19 protein-coding genes and 1 pseudogene are annotated in these 24,047 nt (G+C 40.6%); 8 read left to right on the forward strand and 12 right to left on the reverse strand.

Annotated features, from left to right (window positions below; all coding sequences use genetic code 11):
* Positions 1-8 precede the first annotated feature (8 nt).
* Entirely contained in the window at positions 9-2,471 is a 2,463-nt protein-coding gene (locus H6G28_RS18865; RefSeq protein ID WP_190673062.1) for an HD family phosphohydrolase, read from the forward strand.
* Between the two features lie 241 nt (positions 2,472-2,712).
* Positions 2,713-3,288, forward strand: a complete 576-nt coding sequence (locus H6G28_RS18870; RefSeq protein ID WP_190673065.1) for a Uma2 family endonuclease — start codon at positions 2,713-2,715, stop codon at positions 3,286-3,288.
* 28 nt (positions 3,289-3,316) lie between these two features.
* On the opposite strand, the gene H6G28_RS18875 is transcribed toward H6G28_RS18870, so the two are convergent.
* The 3 genes from H6G28_RS18875 to H6G28_RS18885 all read right to left on the reverse strand — a co-directional run bounded on the left by H6G28_RS18875 (position 3,317) and on the right by H6G28_RS18885 (position 6,387).
* Positions 3,317-4,552: a DUF445 domain-containing protein gene (locus H6G28_RS18875; protein WP_190588927.1), complete on the reverse strand. Its 1,236-nt coding sequence runs from the start codon at positions 4,550-4,552 to the stop codon at positions 3,317-3,319.
* A 106-nt stretch (positions 4,553-4,658) separates the two neighbouring features.
* Positions 4,659-5,357, reverse strand: coding sequence for a bifunctional demethylmenaquinone methyltransferase/2-methoxy-6-polyprenyl-1,4-benzoquinol methylase UbiE (gene ubiE, locus H6G28_RS18880; RefSeq protein WP_190673067.1), 699 nt, complete (start codon positions 5,355-5,357; stop codon positions 4,659-4,661).
* A 73-nt stretch (positions 5,358-5,430) separates the two neighbouring features.
* Positions 5,431-6,387 carry a response regulator gene (locus tag H6G28_RS18885; protein ID WP_190588785.1) on the reverse strand — a complete coding sequence of 319 codons (957 nt, stop codon included), beginning with the start codon at positions 6,385-6,387 and terminating at the stop codon, positions 5,431-5,433.
* A 242-nt stretch (positions 6,388-6,629) separates the two neighbouring features.
* Between H6G28_RS18885 and H6G28_RS18890 the strand changes: the two genes are divergently transcribed.
* On the forward strand, positions 6,630-7,721 hold the full coding sequence (locus H6G28_RS18890; RefSeq protein ID WP_190588786.1) for a RuBisCO accumulation factor 1: 1,092 nt from the start codon (positions 6,630-6,632) through the stop codon (positions 7,719-7,721).
* Positions 7,722-7,740: 19 nt separating this feature from the next.
* Here H6G28_RS18890 and H6G28_RS18895 read toward each other — a convergent pair whose 3' ends face one another.
* The 3 genes from H6G28_RS18895 to H6G28_RS18905 form a co-directional block, all read right to left on the reverse strand.
* A complete protein-coding gene (locus tag H6G28_RS18895) occupies positions 7,741-8,196 on the reverse strand; it encodes an HNH endonuclease (protein WP_190673070.1) in 456 nt (151 codons plus the stop codon).
* A gap of 12 nt (positions 8,197-8,208) precedes the next feature.
* Complete coding sequence (locus H6G28_RS18900) at positions 8,209-8,457, reverse strand: hypothetical protein (RefSeq protein WP_396019795.1); 249 nt, start codon at positions 8,455-8,457, stop codon at positions 8,209-8,211.
* A gap of 107 nt (positions 8,458-8,564) precedes the next feature.
* A complete protein-coding gene (locus H6G28_RS18905; protein ID WP_242054613.1) occupies positions 8,565-10,304 on the reverse strand; it encodes a glycosyltransferase family 39 protein in 1,740 nt (579 codons plus the stop codon).
* A gap of 260 nt (positions 10,305-10,564) precedes the next feature.
* Here H6G28_RS18905 and H6G28_RS18910 point away from each other — a divergent pair, with 260 nt between their 5' ends.
* From H6G28_RS18910 to H6G28_RS18925, 4 genes are all read left to right on the forward strand, one after another.
* Positions 10,565-13,075, forward strand: a complete 2,511-nt coding sequence (locus H6G28_RS18910) for an ATP-dependent helicase (RefSeq protein WP_190673073.1) — start codon at positions 10,565-10,567, stop codon at positions 13,073-13,075.
* 140 nt (positions 13,076-13,215) lie between these two features.
* Entirely contained in the window at positions 13,216-14,049 is an 834-nt protein-coding gene (locus H6G28_RS18915) for a metallophosphoesterase (protein WP_190673077.1), read from the forward strand.
* 98 nt (positions 14,050-14,147) lie between these two features.
* Entirely contained in the window at positions 14,148-14,537 is a 390-nt protein-coding gene (locus H6G28_RS18920) for a hypothetical protein (RefSeq protein WP_190673081.1), read from the forward strand.
* A 120-nt stretch (positions 14,538-14,657) separates the two neighbouring features.
* Complete coding sequence (locus H6G28_RS18925; RefSeq protein WP_190588791.1) at positions 14,658-14,936, forward strand: acyl carrier protein; 279 nt, start codon at positions 14,658-14,660, stop codon at positions 14,934-14,936.
* A 138-nt stretch (positions 14,937-15,074) separates the two neighbouring features.
* On the opposite strand, the gene H6G28_RS18930 is transcribed toward H6G28_RS18925, so the two are convergent.
* The 3 genes from H6G28_RS18930 to H6G28_RS18940 all read right to left on the reverse strand — a co-directional run bounded on the left by H6G28_RS18930 (position 15,075) and on the right by H6G28_RS18940 (position 18,567).
* Positions 15,075-16,568: a hypothetical protein gene (locus tag H6G28_RS18930; protein WP_190588792.1), complete on the reverse strand. Its 1,494-nt coding sequence runs from the start codon at positions 16,566-16,568 to the stop codon at positions 15,075-15,077.
* 73 nt (positions 16,569-16,641) lie between these two features.
* Positions 16,642-17,403, reverse strand: coding sequence for a TIGR03943 family putative permease subunit (locus H6G28_RS18935; RefSeq protein ID WP_190588793.1), 762 nt, complete (start codon positions 17,401-17,403; stop codon positions 16,642-16,644).
* A 117-nt stretch (positions 17,404-17,520) separates the two neighbouring features.
* On the reverse strand, positions 17,521-18,567 hold the full coding sequence (locus H6G28_RS18940; protein WP_190673084.1) for a permease: 1,047 nt from the start codon (positions 18,565-18,567) through the stop codon (positions 17,521-17,523).
* 834 nt (positions 18,568-19,401) lie between these two features.
* Between H6G28_RS18940 and H6G28_RS18945 the strand changes: the two genes are divergently transcribed.
* Complete coding sequence (locus H6G28_RS18945) at positions 19,402-20,760, forward strand: sensor histidine kinase (RefSeq protein ID WP_190588795.1); 1,359 nt, start codon at positions 19,402-19,404, stop codon at positions 20,758-20,760.
* Positions 20,761-20,856: 96 nt separating this feature from the next.
* On the opposite strand, the gene H6G28_RS36905 is transcribed toward H6G28_RS18945, so the two are convergent.
* From H6G28_RS36905 to H6G28_RS18955, 3 genes and pseudogenes are all read right to left on the reverse strand, one after another.
* Positions 20,857-21,396, reverse strand: coding sequence for a DUF2808 domain-containing protein (locus H6G28_RS36905; protein ID WP_396019796.1), 540 nt, complete (start codon positions 21,394-21,396; stop codon positions 20,857-20,859).
* Between the two features lie 51 nt (positions 21,397-21,447).
* Positions 21,448-22,224: pseudogene (locus H6G28_RS36910) on the reverse strand (caspase family protein); the annotation flags it as partial.
* 319 nt (positions 22,225-22,543) lie between these two features.
* Entirely contained in the window at positions 22,544-24,037 is a 1,494-nt protein-coding gene (locus tag H6G28_RS18955; protein ID WP_190673090.1) for a polysaccharide deacetylase family protein, read from the reverse strand.
* Positions 24,038-24,047 lie beyond the last annotated feature (10 nt).

Raw genomic sequence — 24,047 nt, forward strand, 5'->3', positions numbered from 1 at the left:
CCAGAACAATGACAAAATCGTTCAAAACTCAGACTGGAATGATCGCAGTCGGTTTAGGCTGGGTACATGAAAAACGTTCTTCTGTGGTATTTGCGATCGCAGTTGTTTCGTTAACCGGGGTACTGGGTCATAAGCTATACAACCAACCCCAACTGCAAGTAGGAACCGACGCACCACAAACTTTTAAAGCACCTTACGCCACCAGCATTGAAGATAAAAAACAAACTGAAGCTCAACGGAAAGAGGTTAGTAACAGTTCTATACAAGTCTTAAGGGTTGATGACAAGATTACCAACAAGATTAACCAAGAACTACAACAAATTCTCGACCAAGGTAATGAACTTCGTGCTGTTGCTGGGCCGTTTCCTTTTTTTGACACCGCAGTTTTATCTTTACCTACCCAACAATATCTCCGTGCTTGTTCTGACTCAGAATGGAAAGCACTATTAGTCACTGTCGAAAACAAGAGTAAACAGAAATTAGAACTCTCGCTAGGATTTCCCCAAAAACCTCGCTCTCCTAAATATCTTCCCTTATTTCCATCTGCCACAGGTTCATCTACCGAGCATAACCAGCCCATAACTATCATCCCCATACCATCTCAGTCACCCCAACCGAGCAACATTACCCAAAACAAAGACTTTCAAATAGCTGTAGGAGAATTAGAAGCTTACCGAATCACCACCTCAGCCCAAAATTTAGCTTCTTTGGTGCAGCAGATATCTCAAATCCGCCAAGCTTATATCCAAGCCAAGTCACAATTTTTACAACTAGATACAACTAACCCAGGGATAATTTATCAAGAAACAGTCATCTTAGATTTATCAGATGATGATTGGTCAAACACTTACACACAAATCAGCCAAATTGCCGATCGCATTTTGACCCAGGGCATTCCCGAAGGACTGCCAGATAAAATTTTACAAAATGCAGTCAGTACTCATGTGCAGTATGTTGTGCCGAAAGATGCGGAAGCTTTAGCATCTAAGTTGTTGTTGGCAGTTTTAGAACCCAACTTAAAAAAAGATGAAGAAAAAACGCAACTCAAGGCGAAACAAGCCGCAGAAGGAGTTTCACCCGTCTTAGTTCCGGTGCGCCAAGGTCAGATAATTGTCAACAAAGGGCAGAAAATTACTGAGTGGCAATTTGATGTTTTAGAAAAGTATAAATTAATTCGTCGGGAAAATAATTGGCTAGGACTGGCGAAGGTAGCCACGATGGTGACAGGCGCAATTGGGTTTTTTGTTTGGGTAGAAAGGCGCAATAAGTACCGCTTACGCCAACGCGATCGCCTGTTAATATTACTCCTAACTTTGAGTACCCCTGGTGTGATCGCAATGGGAATATTTCATACTAGCTGGAGTGCCGTTGGTTTACTACTAGGCAGTTTTTATGGACAGACTTTAGGTGCAACAGTCATAGGGTTATTGTTGCTAGTTATACCCTCAAGTGTGGAAGTTAGTAAAGTTGCCTTGGTGGCTGGTGCAACTGGAGGAATATTAGGTAGTTACATTGCCCAAAAATTGCGATCGCGGGAAGAATTAGCATTATTAGGTGTAGCGATAGCAGCGACCCAAGGTAGTGTTTATCTCATTGTGAGTTTATTGATAGGTACAGCATTTAGTACAGGCTGGTACATGGTATTTCAAGCAGCCGGACTGTTTGCTTTATCAGGTTTAGCTTGGAGTATCATCGCCTTGGGCGTAAGCCCTTATTTAGAAAAATTATTTGATTTAGTTACACCAATTCGGTTAGCAGAACTAGCAAATCCTAACCGTCCCTTATTAAAAAAACTGGCTACAGAAACTCCTGGAACTTTTCAACACACTTTATTTGTCGCCACCTTAGCAGAAGCGGCGGCGAAAAAATTAGGTTGTAATGTCGAATTAGTCAGGGCTGGGACTTTATACCACGATATTGGTAAAATGCACGACCCTTTAGGTTTTATTGAAAACCAAATGGGGGGGGCGAATAAACACGAAACAGAAATTCAAGACCCTTGGAAAAGTGCCGAAATTATTAAAAAGCACGTTAGTGAAGGGTTAGTTATGGCGCGTAAACATTCTTTACCCACGGCAATTCAAGCATTTATTCCCGAACACCAAGGTACAATGCTGATTGCTTATTTTTACCATCAAGCCCAGCAGCAAGCCCAAGCCGACCCCAGCATCAAATTAGACGAAGCTGATTTCCGCTACGATGGCCCCATTCCCCAATCACGGGAAACGGGAATTGTGATGTTAGCAGATGCTTGTGAAGCCGCCTTGCGATCGCTCAAAGAAGTCACACCCGAACAAGCTTTAACTACACTCAATAATATTTTGCGTGCCAGATGGCAAGATAATCAACTGCAAGAATCTGGACTAACGCGGGATGAAATGAAGCAAATTGCTGAAATTTTTGTTGAAGTTTGGCAGCAATTTCACCACAAGCGTATTGCTTATCCGAAGTTAAAGGTTAGTAATAAGTAGTCAATGCTAGGCTACATATAGCGGTAGTCATACCAATTCTATGTGAGACTGCATTTAATCTTTTATCTTTTTTTTCTTTGTGTCCTTTGCGCCCTTTGTGGTTCGTTCTTTAATTTAGTGCATCTTCATACAGAATTGGTATCAGAGATGTTAGGACGATTTGGGAATCGTAAAACTTTTACTCCTGCCTTGTGCCTCCTGCCTCCTGCCTTCTGCTATATATCAAGATTGAGGAACAAATATGACTGCTTTGATTCTTGACCTCAGCCCCGTCATTGAGTTAACGGATGAGCAGTTTTTTCAAATTTGTCAAAATCATCGAGACTTACGTTTTGAGCGAACAGCGCAAGGGGAAATCATTGTTATGCCGCCTACGGGATGGGAAAGTGGAAATCGTAATAGTCGTTTAAGTCAACGATTGAATAATTGGGCAGATATTGATGGTACTGGCTTAGTTTTTGATTCTTCCACGGGATTCATTCTTCCTAATGGTGCAACGCGATCGCCTGATGCGGCTTGGGTAAAAAAAGAAAGAATCGCAGCTTTAAATCCTGATCCTGCCAAGTTTTTACCTATGGCTCCTGATTTTGTGGTAGAGTTGCGCTCTGCTACAGATAGCCTAGAAAGATTGCAACTTAAAATGCGGGAGTATATGAATAACGGTGTGCGTCTAGGCTGGCTAATTGATCCGCAAAATCAACGAGTAGAAATTTATCGACAAGGAAAAGAAGTTGAAATTTTACAATCTCCTAGTAGCTTGAGTGGAGAGGATGTTTTACCAGGGTTTATTTTGGATTTAGCACAAATTTTGAGTTAGGCGTTTCAGTGCAATTTCATATCCATAATTACTGCTGACTCAAGATTAAAAATGCTGTTTGGCATAACCCGACAATAAAACCCAAAACTCCACCTAAAGTTACGATAGCCTGTAATTCATTTTTGACAATTCCTTCGATAGCTGCTTCTAAATCAGCCGGAGAAGTTGACTTTACACGGTCAATAATTACTTGGTCGATGGACAAAATTGGAATGACTTGCGCCACAATAGCTTCTAAATCTTTTTCTAAATAACGTTCTAAAATCAAAGCTAATTCTAAGCTGACCACTTCTAAAGAAGAATTGACCACAGGTGAAGCACTCAAGCGATTCAGCAATAATGTAGCGATATTTTCCCAATTTACAGAATCAGTGAATCCTTGTAGTAAGTCGCCGCCAGTACTTTGAATATATTGGCGGACTGTTTCGCGGGTGGTTTTGCGTAACTGTCTGACTGTACCAATGGGTAAGTTTTGTAATGATAAATTTTGCAGGATTTTTTTCAGGCGATCGCGCACTTGCAAATCTTGGGTTAATTCTTGCAACCGCGCATTTGTGGCTTCTTTTTCATCCAAACAAAAAGTTCTCAGTCTGGTAAGGGTGTTGCGTAAGCCGAACAAATTAGCGACTACCCAATAAGTACCACTAGTTTTTTCTCGAAAGCTTTCATCGATAATTTGAATTGTGCGATCGGTTAAAAAATCAACTATCGCCTGACGCAACACATCAGGAGGTAAAACTGTCTGCAATAACCAATCAGCTAATCGTGTAGCTTGCTCATCAGTCAATTGCAAATCTAGCAGGACTTGATCAAAAATTTGATTGATTTGCGCTTCTAAAAAGTCTTCTCTTCTGGCTAAGACTTTTAACAAGCGCGGTAGCGATTCGCCTAGCAAATCACGCAAAATTCCGGCGACTATTTTAGCACTTTTTTGGTCTTTATCTGCTTTAATTTGTTCAATTGCTAACCGTAACAACCACAGAATTGCCCCTTGGACTCGTTCTGTTTGCAACAAGCGCCGCGCCAGATTTTGTAATTCTTCTGGCGTGAGCAGCGAACCCATAATGGTATTAGAAATATTTGTAGCCAAACGCTCCTGGTTGCGAGGAATCAAACCGGGAGTAAAAGGCACTCGTCGTCCACCAATATAAATTGCTCGGTAGGGACGAAATAACATTTTGATGGCTATATCGTTTGTGAAATAGCCAATTACCCCACCTAATATCGGGGGAGATACATAAAGCCAAAGATGAGACCAATCCACAGGATTTTGGACTTGCCAATTTTGAACTTGGAAATTTAGACTCGGATATTGATTTCTCAAAGACTTCTGCTTCTTTGCCAGCAGCGCCAATCAAAAACCTCAAATCTCAAATCTCAGATTTACCAACTACCAACACTCCCATCATACCGTTCACAATGGGGTAATGTGTAACCGATGCAAAACCAGCTTGCTGGGCTAGTTCTTTTTGTTCATCTCCTCTAGGGAAACGATCTAAGCTGGGACTGATGTAGGCATACTGTTCTTTTAAGCCCAGACTCTCAGCCATTGGTACAACCATAGAATTTAAGTACCATTGTTGAAACGCTCTTAATTGCTCGTTGTTTGGGCGATGAAAATCTAAAATTGCCGCCTTTCCACCGGGCTTGAGAACGCGGTGAATTTCTCTCAGGCTTTGGGGAATGTCTGTAACATTTCTTAATCCATATCCCATTGTCGCTGCATCAAATTGGTTGTTCGCAAAAGGCAAATTGAGAACATCAGCTTCTACCCAAGTGATGGCGGGTTGGGGGTATTGTTGTTGAGAGCGTTCTTGAGCAGTGGCGAGTAGGTTGGGTGAAAAATCCACACCATAGACATTTCCTGTATTACCTACACGCCGTGCTAAACGCAACGCTAAATCACCGCTACCACAACACAAATCAATACAGGTGTCTCCAGGTTTAGCGCCACTCCATTTAATCGCCATTTCTTTCCATATCCGGTGTTGTCCCAAACTCAACCAATTATTTAGCTGGTCATACACGGGAGCAATACTGTCAAAAATGGCACGAACTTCTTGATTCATTGGTGATTAGTCATGGGTCATTAGTCATTAGTCATTAGTCAATGACCAATGACAAAGGACAAATGACTAATAACTACAGAGTTCCTTGATAGCAGCGACTACTAGTCAGAGCGATCGCTACTAGTTGAGCTGATAAATTAATCAGGTTCAGTTCATCTTCTCGCAAAGAGCAAGGTTGTTGCCATTGGAGTGACAACACACCTAACATATCATTCCGGTAGGTAATTGGGATAACTAAATGTGCTTGCACACCAGTTTCTTGATAGTGGGATACAGCAGCGAGTTTAGGATCTTTAGCAACATTTAGGGCGACTTGGACTTTGCCAGTGGCGATCGCTTCGTTTACCAAGGGGTCTTTGTCTAGCCAGTTGAGAGTAGTACCAGCACGGCTATGAGAACCAGAAACGCCTGCTAATTGATTTCCCTCTACTAACTGCAAAATACAGCCATCAGTAGCAAAACTATCACTAAAGGCTGTAGCAATGGGTTTGAGAATTGATTCTAAATTTTCTGCGGCTTGGGTAACTTGCACTAACACAGACAATAACGCCATTTGAGCATTAGCGCGGCGTAATTCTTCTGTGCGTTGCTTTAACAAATCATAGGTTTCTGCGGCTCTTTGGACGACTGCTTTGAGTTCGCCAGGGTCCCAAGGCTTGGTGATATATTTATAGACTTGTCCAGCGTTGATGGCTTCTACCAGGTCTTCAATATCAGTAAAGCCCGTCAGAATAATCCTAACTGTATCGGGAAACTGCGGCACAGTTTTGCTCAGAAACTCTGTACCCTTCATTTCTGGCATTCTTTGGTCAGAGATAATGACTGCCACTTCTCCTTCTGCTGCCAAAACTTCTAGGGCATTGATACCGCTATCAGCTTTTAAAACGTGAAAGTCGCGCCGAAAAGTCCGATAGAGTAAATCCAGATTATCTGGCTCATCATCCACTACTAATATTTTGAGTTTTTTTGCTCTTTCTAGAGTAGCTGTTTGCCGACGACTTGTATTTAATTCCTGCGTGGGATTATCCATGAGATAATTCCTGTAAATAATTTACTATAGTGTTATATTCCACACCAAGCTTAGTTGATAGATGGTGCGTAAGCCTTGCGTGAAGGTACTGATCAGTTCTAATCCAGAACTTGCGTGTACTATTGATAACCTATAATTTTGTTTGGTGCTAGAGTGAGAGATAGTCCGCTATTAAAGATTAGAATAAGACTTGCCGATCAGGTATCGGTAGTTTTATTTAGTTCAAGTTGCTCCTGCCAATTATGACTGACTTACCACTCAACGCCCCAAACCCTGACACCTCTGGAAATGACAACGCCCAGGAGTTACTGCGTCAGCTCAGGCAAAAGCAAGGTAATTGGGTAGAATGGGGAATTGCGATCGCCACTCTGCAAAAGTCTGGCTATAATCAGCAAGAAATTTTTGAAGCAACTGGATTTGAGCCAATTCAACAAAATCAAGTTGTGGTTGGCGCTCAAGTTTATAATTCTATAGAAAAAGTCGGGGCATCAGAAGCGGCGCGATCGCACTACAGTACAAGAGGTAGTGATGTTTTATATGAATTACGCTTACTCTCCCAAGAAGAACGAGCAGCAGCAGCAGAATTAGCCTTTATACATAAACTGGATGTTGATGGGGCGAGAGAAATAGCCAAGGCTATTAAAGATTATTCTTGGTTACGCAATTTACCCGAAGGATTTTCATCTGATGCGGGGGATGCGGTGGCTTATCAAGCTTGGAAATTAGCCAGACAAAATTCTGATTTGACAGAGCGATCGCGTTTAATAGCTAAAGGATTGCGTTTTGCTCACACAGATTCCGCAAGAACGCAACTAGAACAACTGTTGGTAGATTTTACCCGTGTTCCCAAGCGTCCGGTTCCCTTGCTGCCATTTTACCGCTTTGACTCTGAAGATGAACTACCACGGATTTTAGCGGTGGCGGGAAAATTACCTTTAACGCCCCAAGATTTGCAAGCTGTACCTTTAATTACCGCTAGTGAACCATTCCAAATGGTCAAGTTTGCTGGCGAACAAGCATGGGTTCCCTTACCGGGTTGGCAAGCCTTGTTAAATGCCGAAGATCCAGTAGTAATATTAGCAGATAGCGATCGCCTGCCCAATCAAGCCCAAACACAAAACAGACGAGAAGAAGTACTCTTAGTTGTTGACCGCGCTCAAAGACAATGGGATAACTCTAGCTATTTTGTGATTGATAATAACGGAACTTTAGATATTCAATGGTTAGAAACAGAACCAGAAATTTCTATCTTGGGTAAATTAATTGTTATTGTGCGTCCAAAGAAAATTTTGGATGAGGAAGTAACTAAAGAACCTTGGTTAATTGACGAATAGTTTATTAGTTAAAAACTTCTTATGACTCCTCGCTTTGAATTGGGTCGTTTTCTGGTGGATGCCTGCCAATTTCTCTATCAGCAGCACGAATATTAATTATTCTTTCTCGATTAAATGCTAATGCTGCTACTGTGGCGCATCCTATAGGTGTCAAACCAATAAGATATAGTGTATCTTTTGACCAAATAAAGTGTTCTGTCCAATTATCAGTGCGAGGATTAAATAAAGGAATTTCTGATGACGTATTTTCATCAAATACTTTGATTTTATCAGATTTCTTGCGATTGCAATGAAAACAAGCCAAAGCTAAATTATCAATTGAGTTAGCACCACCTTTTGCTAGAGGAATTACATGGTCTACTGTGAAAGAAACATACTGCCATTTTTCAGAAGCATGACAATATTCACATAGAAATTTAGCTCTTTCTCTCACTTGAGTTTGAATAGCTTCACTGATATAACGATTAGTAGACAAATATCTATTCCCTTATATTTGATTAATGGATATATTTCTGATAAGTCGATTAATCAAACTTAAATAATCATCTAACTCTTCATACTCAGTTAATTCTTGTTCCTCTTTGTTAGTAAGTGGAACTTCTTTTTGTTTAGCTAGTAATTCTTCAATTCTCTTCTGAACTAAAATAGAAGCCCGAAATATTGGTACTCCTTCCACTAACTCTATGCGAACAGCCCCCTCTAATGGCAAACTGTCTGGTAAGTGTGATAATTTCATAGGAAAGTTTATCGTCATATTAATCTGCTCATATACTGCTTGAAACAAGTAAAAGCATCACTGATTAGCAGTCAAAGTGCAGGTAAGGACATTTAAAAAATGGTTATTCAGTACATAGTAAGACTTTTAACTTCTGCCTTCTGCCTCCGGTTGGTGAGCGAACTTGTACTGAGCGCAGCCGAAGTAGCCGAACCACTTCCTCCTACTATACAACGATAAAGTTGATAAGGAATGCCTATCCGATAATGTTGTGTCGGGTCGATATTACAAATTATTTGTTCATTAGATAACTTAACTTGTGGTTGATAATCCCGTCTTCGTAAACCAGGGGCGACTATCCATAAGTTTAGCTGAGATACATCTTTTACAGAGAATTGTGCAAGCTTTTGCCAAAAAGGAATTACAGGCGAGTTTTGATTAATAAAGGCAAAGTGATCTGATTTATCAGCATTTCTTAATGGTTCTAAAGCTAAAGCAAAACTTAAACCCAATGCTACATCTTGATAACTACCATATCCAGTAACTAGCATTGTGGGAATAGTTGGATCTAAATTCATATTTTGAGCTACCTTGTCCGGTAGAAAAGGCTTTTGGAAAGCGAAGTTAAAAATTACAAAAATACAGCTAATAATACTAATAGTTAAGAAAACCAAAATTGATTTTTGACTTTTCCTGGTGTAATTAATCCCGGCTGCTAATAAAGCACAAAAGCTTGGGTAATAAACAAAGTGATATCGGGGAACTACAGAAATATCTTTTTGGGAAATGTAAATAATAATGAAAAATTCTGAAACTACACCAATAGTAAAAGTTAACAGAGTAATAGTTGAGATATTATTTTTATTATTGGATAATAAAAAATCTAATCCTTGAAAAACTTTTATTCCTGCCCAAATAGAAAACGATACCATGATTAAAACACTAATAATTGCCACTGGTAGAGGTTGCTTTTCTACAGGGAAATTAATGAGCATCAAAACCCAGTTAATTAAAGTTTGATATAAGGGGGAAATGTAGCTAGGGGTTGGCAACCAATTGGTTTCTGTACGCTGGGCATGATTGAAAATAACAAATAACCAAGGAAGAAAACTGATGCCAATAGTAGTCAGAGAAAGCAATAAAAATAGCCAGATTTTTTTGATAATTGCAATATGAAGTTGATATCGATAAGCTATAAATATTAAAGTAGCAATTTCTGAAATCAACGCAAGAACGAAAAAATAGTGGACATAAAAACCAAGAATATTCACAACTGTCCAAGATAGCCAAACCCAAAACCGCAAACGCGATCGCTCAAATATATCGCGCTGAATCTGGATCAATCCGAGTAACGACAAAGTAATCAGCAACATTGGTGCAGTATAGTGTCTCGCCTCTTGGGAAAGGTAGACAGCAAAGGGGGAAGTCGCCATCACCAAAGCAGCGATAATTCCCGATGACTGGGAAAAAGCAATACGATTTAAGCAATATATCGCCGGGATAATGGCGACACCTAATAAAGCAGGTAGCGATCGCAATTTAGTTACCCACTCTGTTCCTAAAGGAGTCATCCAGCTTAACCACCGATACATCGCACAAAAAAATAAAGGTGGGTGGGTAGACTGTGTATCAACATTAGTAGCGATTTGTGAACAACTAACGCCAGGATGAAAGGTGAAAATTTCCTGGACACGTTCTAAAGGAAATAAAACATCTAAAGGCAAATCATGATAATTTTTACCTAAACTAAAGATGGCTGTAATCACTTCATCCATCCACAAAGGTTTTAAATCTAAATGCCAAAAGCGCAAAATTGCACCCAGGGCGATCGCCCCAACTAAACCGAGATAATGTCTACTATTAGTCATTTGTTATTTATCATTGGTCATTGGTTAAAAGTAGGAAGCAGGAGGCTAAATAACGCTGTGTGCAACTTTATCTCAAACCTAACCCCCAATCCCTTCCCTACAAGGGAAGGGGAGCAAGAATCAAAGCTTATCTCCTCGCAGGGAAGAAGTTTGGAGAAGGGTTTAAAAATAAGTTGCAAATTGTGTTAAATAATCAAATTTCAGACTTCATAATTCACACTTCAGACTTCATACTTTTCCCCTCAGCCTCGGATTGTGATATGTCAGATACCAACTTTACTGCTACTGTGCCTTTAGAATCTGCTCCATCGGAATTATCTCAGTCATCGCCGCAGGTTTTGTCTTTGCGCGAAAAAATATTGGCGATTCGTAACGGCTTACGCCAAGGACAACAACAGATGGCTGATTGGGAATCAGGGCCATTAGCGGTTTCTGCGGTTCCGGGTGCGGGGAAATCGACGGGGATGGCGGCGGCGGCGGCGATCGCAATTGCGCGTCAGTATGAACGTTTGGCGCGATCGCGTTCTTCGGTTCACCGTCAGTTGGTAGTTGTGACCTTTACTCGTTCTGCGGCTGCCAATATTAAAGCGAAAATTCGGAAATATTTACGTGACGATTTATCTTTGCCGCAAACAGGTTTTGCTGTTTACACATTACATGGTTTGGCGCTGAATATAGCCAGTCGTTATCCTAATTTATCGGGGTTGGAATTAGAAAATCTGACATTAATTACCCCTAGTCAAAGCCATCGCTTAATTCGCACAGCAGTTGAACAATGGATTAATAATAATGCTGAAATATACTTCCGGTTACTGGAAGGACAACAATTTGACGGTGAAGAAACAGAAAGGTTGCGTCGTCAATCTGTATTGCGAACTGAAGTTTTACCAGACTTAGCAACAACAGTCATTCACGAAGCCAAAAGTTCAGGAATATCGCCAGAACAATTACAAAATTGGAGTCACGAAACTTCAGATAATTACGCCATTTTAAGCATAGCGGCGGGATTATACGAACAATACCAAAACTTAATGCGATCGCGCGACTTCATTGACTACGACGATATGATTCTCGCCGCCCTGCGCGTATTAGAAAATGACAGCGCCCGTCGCATTGAACAAAACCAAGTTTTCGCTGTTTTTGAAGACGAAGCCCAAGATTCTAGCCCTTTGCAAACTCGGTTGTTAGAGATTTTGGCAAGTGATGATCAGGGGGGTGAGGGAGACAAGGGGGACAAGGGAGACAAGGGGGACAAGGGGATTTCTTTAAACTCCCAACTCCCGGTTGGTGAGCGGAGTCGAACCACCACTCAGCACTCAGCACTCAGCACTCAGCACTCAGCACTCAGCACTCAATACTCAGCACTCAACCTCGTGAGAGTTGGTGATCCTAACCAAGCAATTAACTCTACTTTTACACCAGCCGACCCAATTTATTTTCGGCAATTTTGTGAAGAGTGCGATCGCGTGGCAAAATTGGCAACGATGAATCAAGCTGGGCGCAGTACAAGAATTATTATTGCTGCGGCTAACTTTGCGCTGGAATGGGTGAATAGTTTTTATGGTGCGAAAAATCAAAAATCGCCACGTCTTCCGGCTGCTTCTCCCTTCCGCCAACAGATAATTTACCCAGTGAGTACGAATGATCCGCAAAAAAATGCCAACCCAGCACCAGAAGGTAAAGGGTTAGAACTATACACACCGCGCGATATTCATCACACAGTTGAACTGCTGGGTAAAAGGGTAGTGGAGTTATTTGCACCAGACCCCAGTAATACCCGTGCGGCGGTGTTAGTGAGGGAAAATCGCCAAGGTCGATGGTTGGCAGAAATGTTAGCACCTGTATGTAAAGAGCATAATATTACACTTTACGATGTGGGCGAACGCGATCGCCGTTCTCATGTACCCCAAGAAATTTTAGCATTATTGCAATTTTGCGATCGACCCCACTCCCCAGATTACCTGAAAGCTGCCTTAGAAGTACTAGTACAACGGCAATTAATTCCCACCCAAGACCTCAACGCCTTAGCTAGTTTACCAGAAGAATTTTTATACCCAGGCCCCTTAGCTGCACCCCAAGCCGAACCAGTCGAAAAAGCGGCTCATCTTTGTCGTAGCTTACTCCGCGCTCGTATGGAATTACCGCTTTATCAGTTAATTTCCTTTCTCGCTTTGGCGTTGAATTATGACCAAGCAGAATTGGCGACTGCTGACAAACTTGCAGAACGAGTCAATCAGCAAATATCTGGCGGTAGTTCAATGGGTGCAATGCTCTCAGCTTTAAGCGAAATTGTCAATTCCGAACGCTTTGAACCTGTGGAAACCGAAGACTTAGAAGCACATTACACCCGTCCGAATCAACTCACCATTATTACCATGCACAAAGCCAAAGGGTTAGATTGGGACTATGTTTTCATTCCCTTTCTGCATGAGAATTTGATTCCTGGTCGTTTTTGGGTTCCACCCCAAAGCCAGTTTTTGGGAGACTTCACCTTATCAGAAGTCGCCCGCGCCCAAATTCGCGCCGCCCTTCACGGAGAATCGGGTATACCTGATGTCAGCCAAGCTTGGGAACAAGCCAAACACTTAAAAACTGCGGAAGAATATCGTTTACTTTATGTGGCGATGACACGCGCCAAACGTTTGTTATGGATGTCTGCGGCGCAAAAAGCACCCTTTACTTGGAGTAAACCAGAGAATTTACAAGAACAAGCGCCTTGTCCTGTGTTTCCAGCGTTAAAGCGCCAGTTTCCTGAATCGATTGAAGTGTGAAATAAAACTAGTACAACAAGGCAAAAGAAAGAATAGTTATCCCACAAACATTTTAGCAATTCTAGATGGTGTGTTTATTTCCGCCGTGGAGTACTAGCTATAAACTGCGATCGCACCTTATTTCTGACAAAGCATCGATAATGTTACAAAGTACAACAAATGATTTTTATTTTGCAGCAGTTGGTGATGTGCATGGACAGATGCAAAATATGGTTAAACTACTGAGTAAATGGGAATCTCGGTTGGGAATTAAATTAGCATTTGTGCTACAGGTTGGCGATTTTGAGCCTCATCGTCATGAAGCGGATTTATCTACAATGTCTGCACCAACAAAATATAAAAAACTAGGAGATTTTCCTGACTATTACTCTGAAAAAAAATTTTTCCCTTGGCCAATCTACTTTATTGGTGGCAACCATGAACCTTACGGATTCCTCGAACAGTTTCCTAAAGGACAAAAAATTATTAATAACTGTTATTATTTGGGTAGAGTTAGCAGTAATATTATTAAAGGATTAAACGTTGTTGGACTTTCTGGAATCTATCAGAAGGATAAATTTCATAGTCTAAGGCCACACTTTTTAGAGATTTATACAAAATCAAATAAAGAATATATCTACTTTAACGAAGATGATATTGCTCAGGCAATAGATTACAAAAATGCCGATATTTTATTACTGCATGACTGTCCATCTGAAATAGTAAATCCTAGCATAATAGCTGAAATTATAGGCTTTAGCATAAAATATGGTGATGAAATAGGTAATGAATTTGCTCGTATGTTAGTAGATTTACTTTTACCAAAAGTAGTATTATGTGGGCATATACACTATAAACACTATACTCACATTGTTACCAGTGATAATAGAAAAATAGAAATTTATTGTCTAGCTGATATAAACAAAGGTGATGCGGCAATTGAATTATTTCGTGTAACACCTGATGGTGAAATACAAAAGGTTCTAGTGGACTGACATAGCTACAAATTTAGCTTGAGTGGAGGAACGGAACCCAAGCTATATCTGAATCGGTGAAAGTGTGATTTCTGTAAAATCTAATTTAAAATATTTGTATGGATAAAATAGAACTGAATAAAAAACTAAATAATGGGGAACAATGGGGTTTTAAAAAAGATACAAATGACCCTGAATATTTGGGCTGGATTTTAATTAATAAGCTTCCAAAACTCTCATTCACGCCTAAAAAGGAAGATTACTTAGAAGAATACTTATATTTAATCAAAGTTAGAGAAGCAGAAAAAAGAGAAAAAACACCATATCATGTAATTATTAAAGAGTTACGGCGGGATGTTCACGAAAGTGGAAAATATGAAACAGGAGATGATATTCGGCAAAAAGATAACTATTATTTTTCTTGTATTGATGATGTAGAAAAGTTTATGCACGAATTAGGATACAGCTTTGACAATATTAAACACCGAGTTGAAATAGATGCACCTTAATATTTTAGCTACAAATGTAGAACATTATCAAGATTTTGTTGGGTTTCGCTATCGCTACATCCAACCTACGTCTGTGGTTAATTTCTATTAATAAATGATGATTAAATCTTACTTTATATTATGTCTAATATAGAAGAATCAAATATTGAAAAAATTGTTTTAGAGCTTTTAGAGTTCTTCGTTTGTATTCCAGGAACAAAGCCACAGTTAACAGACAAATTAATTCATGATTTGAGGGCAGACGGAGACGATTTTATGGATTTTGTTCTAGAAATTCAAAAAAGATTGAAAATTAAAGTTCCAGTTCATGAATGGGATAAAGTGTTTAGTGTTCAAGATGTTGTTAATTTAATCACGCAATTTTACAAGCTACAACACACAGCCTACAGTAATTCCTGATATATTGTCGTGAATTTTTATCTGAGAAAAGAAAGCGCACCGGAAGATTACCAAGCAACATCAGCAACCATCAACCCGCAACATCTGTTACTTTAGTGCTGACAAACTACGAGAGACGCGAAATTTCGCGTCTCTAAATTAAGGTAGCCAACGGGGATGAAAGCCAACTAAGGGTAGCTTTTCTGGTTTAATGGTGGTCACGGCGGCATCAGCAATAGGTAATAATGGCATTAACCACAAACTGCTAGTAGCGATCGCTTCACCGTCATCTGTCTTTAAACTATTAGCAGGTGCTGGTGCGTTATCGGCCTGTGGCACTACTTGGTCAAACAATAAACCCAGCCCATCCGGTGATAAACTCATTTCTACATTTCGCTGATCAACTGGTAAAACTAATAACGGTCTTTGTTGTCCAGTTTTCAAATCGATGGCAACTAAATAAGGTTGCTCTACATATTCTGCTTGGGTGATTAACTGAGTTAACAAGCAATATAAGGTGGGTGAAGCTGGGTCAAATTGACAATCGATAATTGAACCTGTGGTTTTTACCAAAGGTTTCTGCACACCTTGATTAGTGACTAAAAATAAGTCACGGGTGTAGTCTGTATTAAATTTGACCATCGCTGCTTGAGAACCATCTTTAGAAAAGGCTTGCACTAAGCCAAATTGCGGTAAAAAATCTAAGGGTTTACTCGCATCTTTTTGTAGTGGTAGTATCGCAGCCCCTTGACCCTGGGCAACGGCTACAGCTTTGCTATCGGGAGTAATCATAAAATCGCCCCCTGGCTGGCTTTGTAGGCGCTGGGGAGCAGGTTTGGGACTGGATTTATCCCAGGTGGTTGGTAGATACCACAAGCCAAAGTCACCGGGATTATTTTTATTCCCACGTTGGACAACGATCGTTTGTCCGTCTGCTGATAAGTCAAATTTTAAGTTTTGATAATCTTTATTATCTAAAATCAAATCAACTTTCGCGGCTGGTTCTGGTTTGGTGTCCGACTCGCCAGCAATTCCGGTGGTGACGGTATATAACTGGGCAGAAAGTAAATCTTGGTTGTTGGCTGTGCGAGCCGAAAATAAGATTTTTTCACCGTTGGGAAATGGTTTAAAATCCATTACCGTCACGTCTTTGGGAGTCAGGACTTTTTTCTGCTCTTGGGTTAAGTTATAGAGAATTAATTGCCCTTGTTCTTCTGGGTTAGCACCGATGTAAATAATCACGCGATCGCGGCTGCGAAAACTGCCAACAAAAGGCTGAATAACTTTACTGTTAGTACCTTTTTGAGCAAATTTATCTTTTGCTTGTTGTAGCTGAACTTTATAGTTTGTACCGTAGGGAGCAGGTGTTAACAGTGTATAAACCATCCGCCTACCTGCCCAACTAAATTTTCCGGCTAAGGGTGGCTCAATTTTTAAGTTATCCTCAACACTTTTAGTATTCATTGGACGGCTAAAGGTGAGGCTAAAGGCAATATCATCTGCCCCAATTTGCTGATTTTGCCAAGTAAAGGTGCGGACGCGGGGAGACACAACATCACCTTGGAAGATGATAAAGCCAATCAGCAAACTCAGCAGCAGCATCAAGGCGATCGCTACACGGTCTAGTGGTTGGATCAGGGTTTTGCTAGTCATTGGTCATTAGTCATTGGTCATTGGTCATTGGTCATTGGTCATTGGTCATTAACAAAGAACAAAGAACAAATGATTAATAACTATAGGGATTTTGGGGTTGGGGAATCTTTTTGACAGAGTTCGCCACAATGGTGAGTTGGCGTTTCCCGTTGAGGTTGTCTGTAACCATTTGTCCTTCGACTTCTAACCAGGTATCAGGGGTGTATTGTTCGGGATTTGCTGGTAATTTCACGGGTAACCCGACGGGGTAAGCATCCGCCGCACAGCATGAGAGAATAAATCGGGCGAGAAATATATATTCTTTGCTTAAATCTGGAGGACGAATTACAAAGCCTTGGACTTTGGCTTTTTGTCCTGTGTATGCGTCGGGTTCGGGATAAACATTGAGAGTTCTTACCCAATCTACTAGCGATCGCTCCTCTGGACGAACCGAAGCGCGGAAGGCTTGGGGTTTAATTCGGGAAGTTCCCAGTAAATCACTCACGCCACGGTTGAGGGCTTTGTCACTGGCAAAAACTTGCGGTGTAATAATGAAACCTAAAATGGCCGCCGTTAACAGCAACGCACCACCCCAACCAGGTGGAAATAAAGTTATATGCTGGACATTTGGCAAAATATCGCGGCGATGACGTTGCCAAAGTTCTTGCATTTTGAATAAGCCAACAATAATTAAGGCAATACCAGCTACTAACACCAAACCAAAATAATTTGGGTGAATTAGCAAATTCAGCTTGCCAGTCAGCCAGTATTTCAACATTAAAATTCCCCAAGCTGTGATGGCTATGACATCCAGCCAAGAGAGTAATAAATTCAGGCGTTGAGCTTTAGGTGTCATTGTCATTTGTCCTCTCTTACAAAGTCTGATTGGAAGAAACCTCCAATCAGACTTTGCATTTTGTCCTTTGTCATTGGTTATCAGACGTATCCATCTTTTAACTCAGCACTCAGCACTTTAAAGAACGTGCAAGTTAATAAACAGCGTGAATAAAAATGTCAATTGTCCGGCTAAGGCAAAGAGGTAGAAAATTGCTCTTGGCTTGAAAATGGATAACATTAACCCAACGCTTTTAATGTCGATCATTGGCCCAAATACCAAAAATGCCAGCAAGGAACCACTACTAAATGCTGATGCAAAGGATAGGGCAAAGAAGGAATCGACTGTGGAACAAATTGAGACAACGGCTGCCAAAATTAGCATCACGATGATGGAACTAACCGGGCCAGCACCGAGGTTCAGGATTAAATCGCGGGGTGCAAAGACTTGGATAGCAGCTGCGATCGCACTCCCAATTACCATAACTCCGCCCAGTTCGCGCAATTCTTGGATACTGTTATCCATCAACAGCCGGAGTTTTGCCGCCAGTGGTTTATTTGAGTTTGCTAGGGGGTCATCTGCTGTGCCATCCATCCGGTTGGGTGTACCTGCTTTCCCTCCCAAAATATATGTCCCAGATTGCAACAAAGTTGGTGTTGTTGATTCTGGGGGAAGTTGGTAACGTTTACCTCGCCGTTGGGTTTCGACTTTCGCTGGGGGATTAAACTTCATATAACGGGCGATCGCAGGTTGGACTATGGGAGTCAAGTCCTTTTGAAAACTAAACACAAAGCCAACAGTTGTGGCAATCAATAAGGAAAATACTACCCGTAAAACCACGATTTCTGGCTGATCGCGGAACGCCGTCCAAGTTGCCCAAATCACAATCGGGTTAATCGTTGGCGCTGCTAGTAAAAAACCAATTGCTACAGGTGTGGGTACGCCCTGAATCAGCAAGCGCCGCGCTACCGGCACATTGCCACACTCACACACCGGAAATAAAAAACCCACCATACTGCCAACTAAAGCCCCCAATAGGGGATTTTTGGGCATTTTTTCGACTAATTTGCGCTCATCAACAAAAAACAGCAGCAAACTAGAGAATAAAACCCCTAGAAGCAAAAACGGCATCGCTTCGACTAGCAGACTCAGAAATATCGTGAAACCATTGTTCAGTTGATTCATGGGTGTCGCAGTCAAAAGCGGTTGAAAGTTTTGAGGTTATGTCTAGTCATTTTATCGAAATGGGGATCAAAATCATGTACGGATAATTCAACATCATTGACACAACCAGACTATCTTTAATTCGTAGTCTTGCTTAAGCGCCAACTAGCGCCCGTGAGTTTTAGTATAGTCATTTTACATGAGTGCATTTACGGATGATTGTTTTGCTTGAGATTGCCTGATTTCCGAAATAGTTCTGAATTATCGGTTAACAGGCATAGGATTAGGTGACGTTTAATTACCTAATGTTTATACTTACTGTAAATTAGCTGATTAGTGTGTTATCTTCCACGCATTTTCATCAAGGATTCACAGTCTTTAAACATTTGGGGATCACTCTGAGTTGCTGATATGCGTGTTTTAACTTAATTTGGCTCAACTCAAGAGTGTCTGTGGTTGATTTCTACTACAAAAATCAGCAATCCGCAATACCAAAATGGAATAATTTTAGTAAACATTATGTATGGCGCTAATTTTCCGCAAGACTCCAAGTATTTTCACGGCCACTACTACCTAAAATCTGGCAAATTCTCATTTTTGTTATTATTAGTTAATATTTTGATGAATTAAGTTGTTTAAATTATCCTTCTGTTAATAAAATAAGAATCTAAGTCAGTTAGGACAAATAAAGCTAACGCACGAGGTTCGCTAAGTTCCTATTAGTCAGGGTTTTTGATATGTTTAACTTGCGTTACATCGTTATATTGATAGCTGCATACTTACTGAATAGACTTTAAAATCTCAGTTTTTTACCTATTAACTAGTTGTTAAAACTTATATATCTCAGGGTTGCCAGTGTCATCAGAATTAACTGCTTTAATTTCACCACCAGTTTTATCTATTGCCAGTAATAACTATCTCAGTTTAGAGTCAAATTTACAAGAATTACCTATGTATGACTTTGCTGTAGATATTAGTTGTACATGCACTGAAGTAGCTAATTTTTTAGAAAGATACCCGCGCTTACCAGGTGTAGTTTTACAAGAACGGGGAAAATTTTTGGGGATGATTTCGCGGCGACGTGTTCTAGAATTTCTGATTCGTCCTTTTGGACAAGAGTTATTTGCTAAAGCCAACATTAACGAGCTTTACAGCTATGCACGTACAGAAATTATGCTGCTACCAGAGACGACGACGATTTTAACAGCAATGCAGCATACACTCAAGCGATCGCCTGAACTTTTTGCCGAACCGATTGTTGTCAAAACAGAAACAAATACTTACAAATTATTAGATATTCACGACTTGAGTTTAGCAGCTTGGCAAATTCGCGGCATTGAAACTCAAGTACGCTACGAACGTAGTCAAGCCCAAATGATTCAAAATGATAAAATGGCACGTTTAGGGCGTTTAGTTGACGGCGTAGCCCATGAAATTTTAGACCCCGTTGGTTTTATTTGGGGCAATTTAACTTACATCTCAAAATATAGTCAAGACTTACTCAAGCTAATAGCTGCTTACTCCGAAGATTTACCCGAAGCTTCCGCCGCCATTAACTATCTCAAAGATGAAATTGAATTTGATTTTTTAGAAGAAGATTTATCCAAAGCTTTAGCCAGCGCCCACACTGGTGCAGAGAGATTAAAAAAACTCGTCACCAGTTTACAAAATTTCTGCCATATTGATGAAATTTATCCCAAACCAGTAGACATTAACGCTTGTATAGATGGGATTATTCTTTTGTTAAAAAGCCGTTTAAAAGGTGAAATTGAAATTGTCAAGAAATATGGCAAAATTCCCCCAGTTCCTTGCTTTATGGGACAACTGCACCAAGTATTAATGAATATTTTTAGTCAGACTGTAGATGGCTTATTAGATGAAGCTGTTCGCCAACAGTTTCAACAAGCATCTTGTTCTGACATAAATCAACCTCAAATTATCATCACTACAGCCGTTATTTCTCAAGCACCAACCCACCCAAATGCCCCGGATTCTCGTTGGGTTTGTATTAGCATCGTTGATAATAGCCCCGGAATGTCAGAAGAAGCACAAAAACAAATTCTTGATTCTTTTTCAACGGAAAAACGGGCTGATGTAGAAACTAGTTTAGGCGTTAGTTACCGAATTATCACCGCAAGACATGGCGGTAAATTAGATTTTCGTTCCCAAGAAGGGGTGGGTTCGGAATTTAAAATACTTTTGCCCTTGGTGTGATTTTGGTGAAGTTCATCGACTGAGGGCAAGGTGGACAAGGGTGACAAGGGAGATAGCGTTATTTTACTTTATAAATTTTTCCTGCCTCCTGCCTTTTTAAATATGTTGATAAAACTGTAATCTACCAAAACCTAAAAATTGACTGTGAGGTTTTTCTCCAATTGGCGATGCGGTCACACCAAAGAGATAAACGCCACCTCTTTGGGGATTTTGTTGGGCTTTTAAACTAATGGTAATTTTTGTTCCAGGTGAAACTGGCGGATCAAAAGTAAAAGATATGGTTTGGGTTTTGCGATCGCTGCTAATATCTTTTAGTTGCAGTTTCTCTCTTGTTTGAGAACGCCCTCCTTTAAAGGCGACAGTTTCTTTGAGACGAAAGCGGATATATTCTGCACCTTCACGCTGGTTAATTGTAATTTGTTGGAGAGATGTCCCCGCACCTTCTGGCAAGTTAATTGTAAAGTAATAAGTTGCGCCTAAAGCTTTGGCTTGATTGTCGTCTGTTGTGACTTCTACTAAACTCGGCTGTTGAGCAAAATATGTTGTTTTGGGTGAAGTCAAAGGCTGCGGAGTCGGCGGGGTGGTGATGATTTCTTGATTGCGGGGTGATTGAGGTGTGGTAACAGAAGATGTCATATTATTTCTGTTACGATCATTTGTTGAATTAAAAGTAAAAGAACCAATTAAAGACGAAGATTCCCAAGGTGTTTGTTTGCCATTAGTTGTATTGAGAACATCAGCCCTTACTTGTTTAAACATTTGTTCCACATCTAGGTTCGGAGCCTTCATATTACGTAATAAAGCTGTAGTATAAGGGCTATTGCGTCCATCGCCATCAAAAGCAACTGTCCCTGGTGCAGTAGAATAAGCAATGAGCGTGCCTTTAACAGCTTGCGTCGGTGCTGCTAACCCACGTTGGAGCGATCGCCATTGACGAGTAAAGGGATTATTCCGACAAGCATCTAAAATAATAAAATTGACATCGTTGTTTGCATCTTCCATCACATTCAGAACTTTACCCATCGCCATCGCTTCATAACGCACATCTTGTTCCCGTTCTAGTCGCGCATTGACAGGTATTAAATAATTTTCTCCGTCTACTTGCACTCCATGTCCAGCAAAGTAAAATAACCCTACTCCGCCTTGGCGCAGTTGGCGATTAAACTTTTCAATGGCTTCTTCCATCTGTCTCAAATCTACATCTTTGAGGAGAGTGACATCAAATCCCACTTGACGTAAGGAATTAGCAATGTCTGTAGCATCGTTGACAGGATTAACTAATGTATCGGCTGATTTGTAATTGGAATTACCAATAATGAGTGCTGTACGATGTTGGCGTTTTACTGGAATGGGATTTTGAGCGATCGCCTGATTTATCCCTATCCTTGGGTGAGCTAAACTAAACGTTAATGGCAATACTAATGCCGCAGTTCCTAACAATAGTTGCCATTGGTGCCACAACATTTTTTTACTCAATATTTTTATCTAAATTAAAATTATTTGCAATAATTTTAATTCAACTTAAGTAATTATTTGAATAACATTTAATTAAATTTACAAGCCCCGAAGAATGTAATTCGCGGCTATAAAAACGCAGTCCGCCTAGGCTGCGGCGACAGCAAAGCTGAACGCGGACTAATATAAAATAAAGGGTTTTGTCTGTATAGCCGTGACTTACTCAATATTCCTCTACAACTCTTATTCCTCTGCGCCTCGGCGGTACCCTACGGGAAGCCGCTTGCGCGTCTACGATATTACAGCACTTGTGTGTCAGCCCTAGATTTTAAAAATTTGCGTGCAGTAAAGCTTCTCCTTGTTGATAAATTGCTTTAGCATAATCTGTCCAAGTACCTTGTCCCCAATAGCGAAAACAGCTAGTTTGCAGCAATAAATTATAGAGTAATGCCTGCCGATATTGGGATTGTTTAGTAATTACACCAGACTCATCGTTGACTAAAATTTTATCTGTCTTTTCATGAAATAAACTGCTGAGTTTATTCATAGGAGATAATACATTTTCATATCCTTTTACCCAACTAATATGATTTGTCCAAGAAGCACCATCAACATGAAAATTAGGGTTGCTTTGCTTTAATTCTTGAATGGCATTTTCCACAGCTTCGGGGTGATAATTATCGGATGCAACTCTTTGCCAAATGAGATGCTGTCCTACTGGCTGACAAGTTGGATAATCTTCGGGGTTACAACCTGCGGCTGTAATTAACTCTAAATATTCTGTACCGCACACTCCGACAACGCCAGATTTACCACCGCCATGATTAACCATATCCCACCAAGCTTGTTTGAAAGCACTGGGAAATTCATTCATCATCACGCCGCCATTTTCCCCATCACCAATTTGACTGACTATCGGTGGTACTAATACATTATCTATTTGTTGTTTAGAGAGTGTTTTAGCTTCGTAGTATGGCTGCATTTGAGCAACTAATTTTGTATCAGAACCTTGAGTTTTAATTAAGGCTGTAATACTAATTGTTTCACCTTGAGAATTACGCGCTATTAAACGGTGTGGTAGATGTTTATATCTCAGAGATTCACCATTGATTGTTTCTACAGAATGTTCTTGGACTAATAACCAAAGATAGCCACACTCTTTGAGAGATTTGACAAATTCAAATAAAGTATCAGGGTGATTTGGTAGGTGCATTTCTGGCGGTGAAAATCCTTTGACTCTTGCCAATGCGTCCCAGCCAAAAATAGCAGCAAAATGTTGTTGCCAAGCTAAAATATGCAATTTAATATCGGGTATTGGTGTGGAAGGAACAACAGCATGGCTCCACATTGTTCCTAACCATTCAACATAAGGTTGATATTTGGAATCGCAAGTAATTTTTTTGAGGTTGTCAAGGATGTCGTTGCGTCCCATCTGGCGTAATCCCCACAACAAATTGCCAGAGTAATCTAACATGACGCGGGGATTGCAACCTTGGCTGACAAGTTCGGGAATGAAATCACCCATGCGACTATAGCAATAAGCAAAAGGCGCGGCGTTGTGGTTGTCGCCTTCGTTGGGATGTTCAAACATATATTGCAGATTGCTGATCAGTCCGCCGTTGTATCCTGCGGGGATAGTTGGCTGGTGCATGTGTAAAGCGATCGCAAATACCGCATTCACATCCTCTAACCTCAGATTGGTTGAAGGTAAAAAAACAGGTTCGTTGTGGTTCACAACCGCAAGAACTTCTTTCTCCCAACCAGAAATATTTGGTAAGCCGTCAACGATTTCAGGCGGGAGAGTCGTAGGAAAGGAAATCATAAGTGTGAGG

It is taken from the genome of Nostoc sp. FACHB-190 (assembly GCF_014696905.1).
GTDB lineage: Bacteria > Cyanobacteriota > Cyanobacteriia > Cyanobacteriales > Nostocaceae > Nostoc_B.

Bases quoted from the DNA above. Each gene is read 5' to 3' on its own strand.
- H6G28_RS18905 (WP_242054613.1), bottom strand. From the start codon at position 10,304: ATGACTAATAGTAGACATTATCTCGGTTTAGTTGGGGCGATCGCCCTG.
- H6G28_RS18930 (WP_190588792.1), bottom strand. From the start codon at position 16,568: ATGACTAGCAAAACCCTGATCCAACCACTAGACCGTGTAGCGATCGCC.
- H6G28_RS18935 (WP_190588793.1), bottom strand. From the start codon at position 17,403: ATGACACCTAAAGCTCAACGCCTGAATTTATTACTCTCTTGGCTGGAT.
- H6G28_RS18925 (WP_190588791.1), top strand. From the start codon at position 14,658: ATGTCTAATATAGAAGAATCAAATATTGAAAAAATTGTTTTAGAGCTT.
- H6G28_RS18920 (WP_190673081.1), top strand. From the start codon at position 14,148: ATGGATAAAATAGAACTGAATAAAAAACTAAATAATGGGGAACAATGG.
- H6G28_RS18915 (WP_190673077.1), top strand. From the start codon at position 13,216: ATGTTACAAAGTACAACAAATGATTTTTATTTTGCAGCAGTTGGTGAT.
- H6G28_RS18910 (WP_190673073.1), top strand. From the start codon at position 10,565: ATGTCAGATACCAACTTTACTGCTACTGTGCCTTTAGAATCTGCTCCA.
- H6G28_RS18890 (WP_190588786.1), top strand. From the start codon at position 6,630: ATGACTGACTTACCACTCAACGCCCCAAACCCTGACACCTCTGGAAAT.
- H6G28_RS18870 (WP_190673065.1), top strand. From the start codon at position 2,713: ATGACTGCTTTGATTCTTGACCTCAGCCCCGTCATTGAGTTAACGGAT.
- H6G28_RS18955 (WP_190673090.1), bottom strand. From the start codon at position 24,037: ATGATTTCCTTTCCTACGACTCTCCCGCCTGAAATCGTTGACGGCTTA.
- H6G28_RS18900 (WP_396019795.1), bottom strand. From the start codon at position 8,457: ATGAAATTATCACACTTACCAGACAGTTTGCCATTAGAGGGGGCTGTT.
- H6G28_RS18865 (WP_190673062.1), top strand. From the start codon at position 9: ATGACAAAATCGTTCAAAACTCAGACTGGAATGATCGCAGTCGGTTTA.
- H6G28_RS18885 (WP_190588785.1), bottom strand. From the start codon at position 6,387: ATGGATAATCCCACGCAGGAATTAAATACAAGTCGTCGGCAAACAGCT.
- ubiE (WP_190673067.1), bottom strand. From the start codon at position 5,357: ATGAATCAAGAAGTTCGTGCCATTTTTGACAGTATTGCTCCCGTGTAT.
- H6G28_RS36905 (WP_396019796.1), bottom strand. From the start codon at position 21,396: ATGACATCTTCTGTTACCACACCTCAATCACCCCGCAATCAAGAAATC.
- H6G28_RS18940 (WP_190673084.1), bottom strand. From the start codon at position 18,567: ATGAATCAACTGAACAATGGTTTCACGATATTTCTGAGTCTGCTAGTC.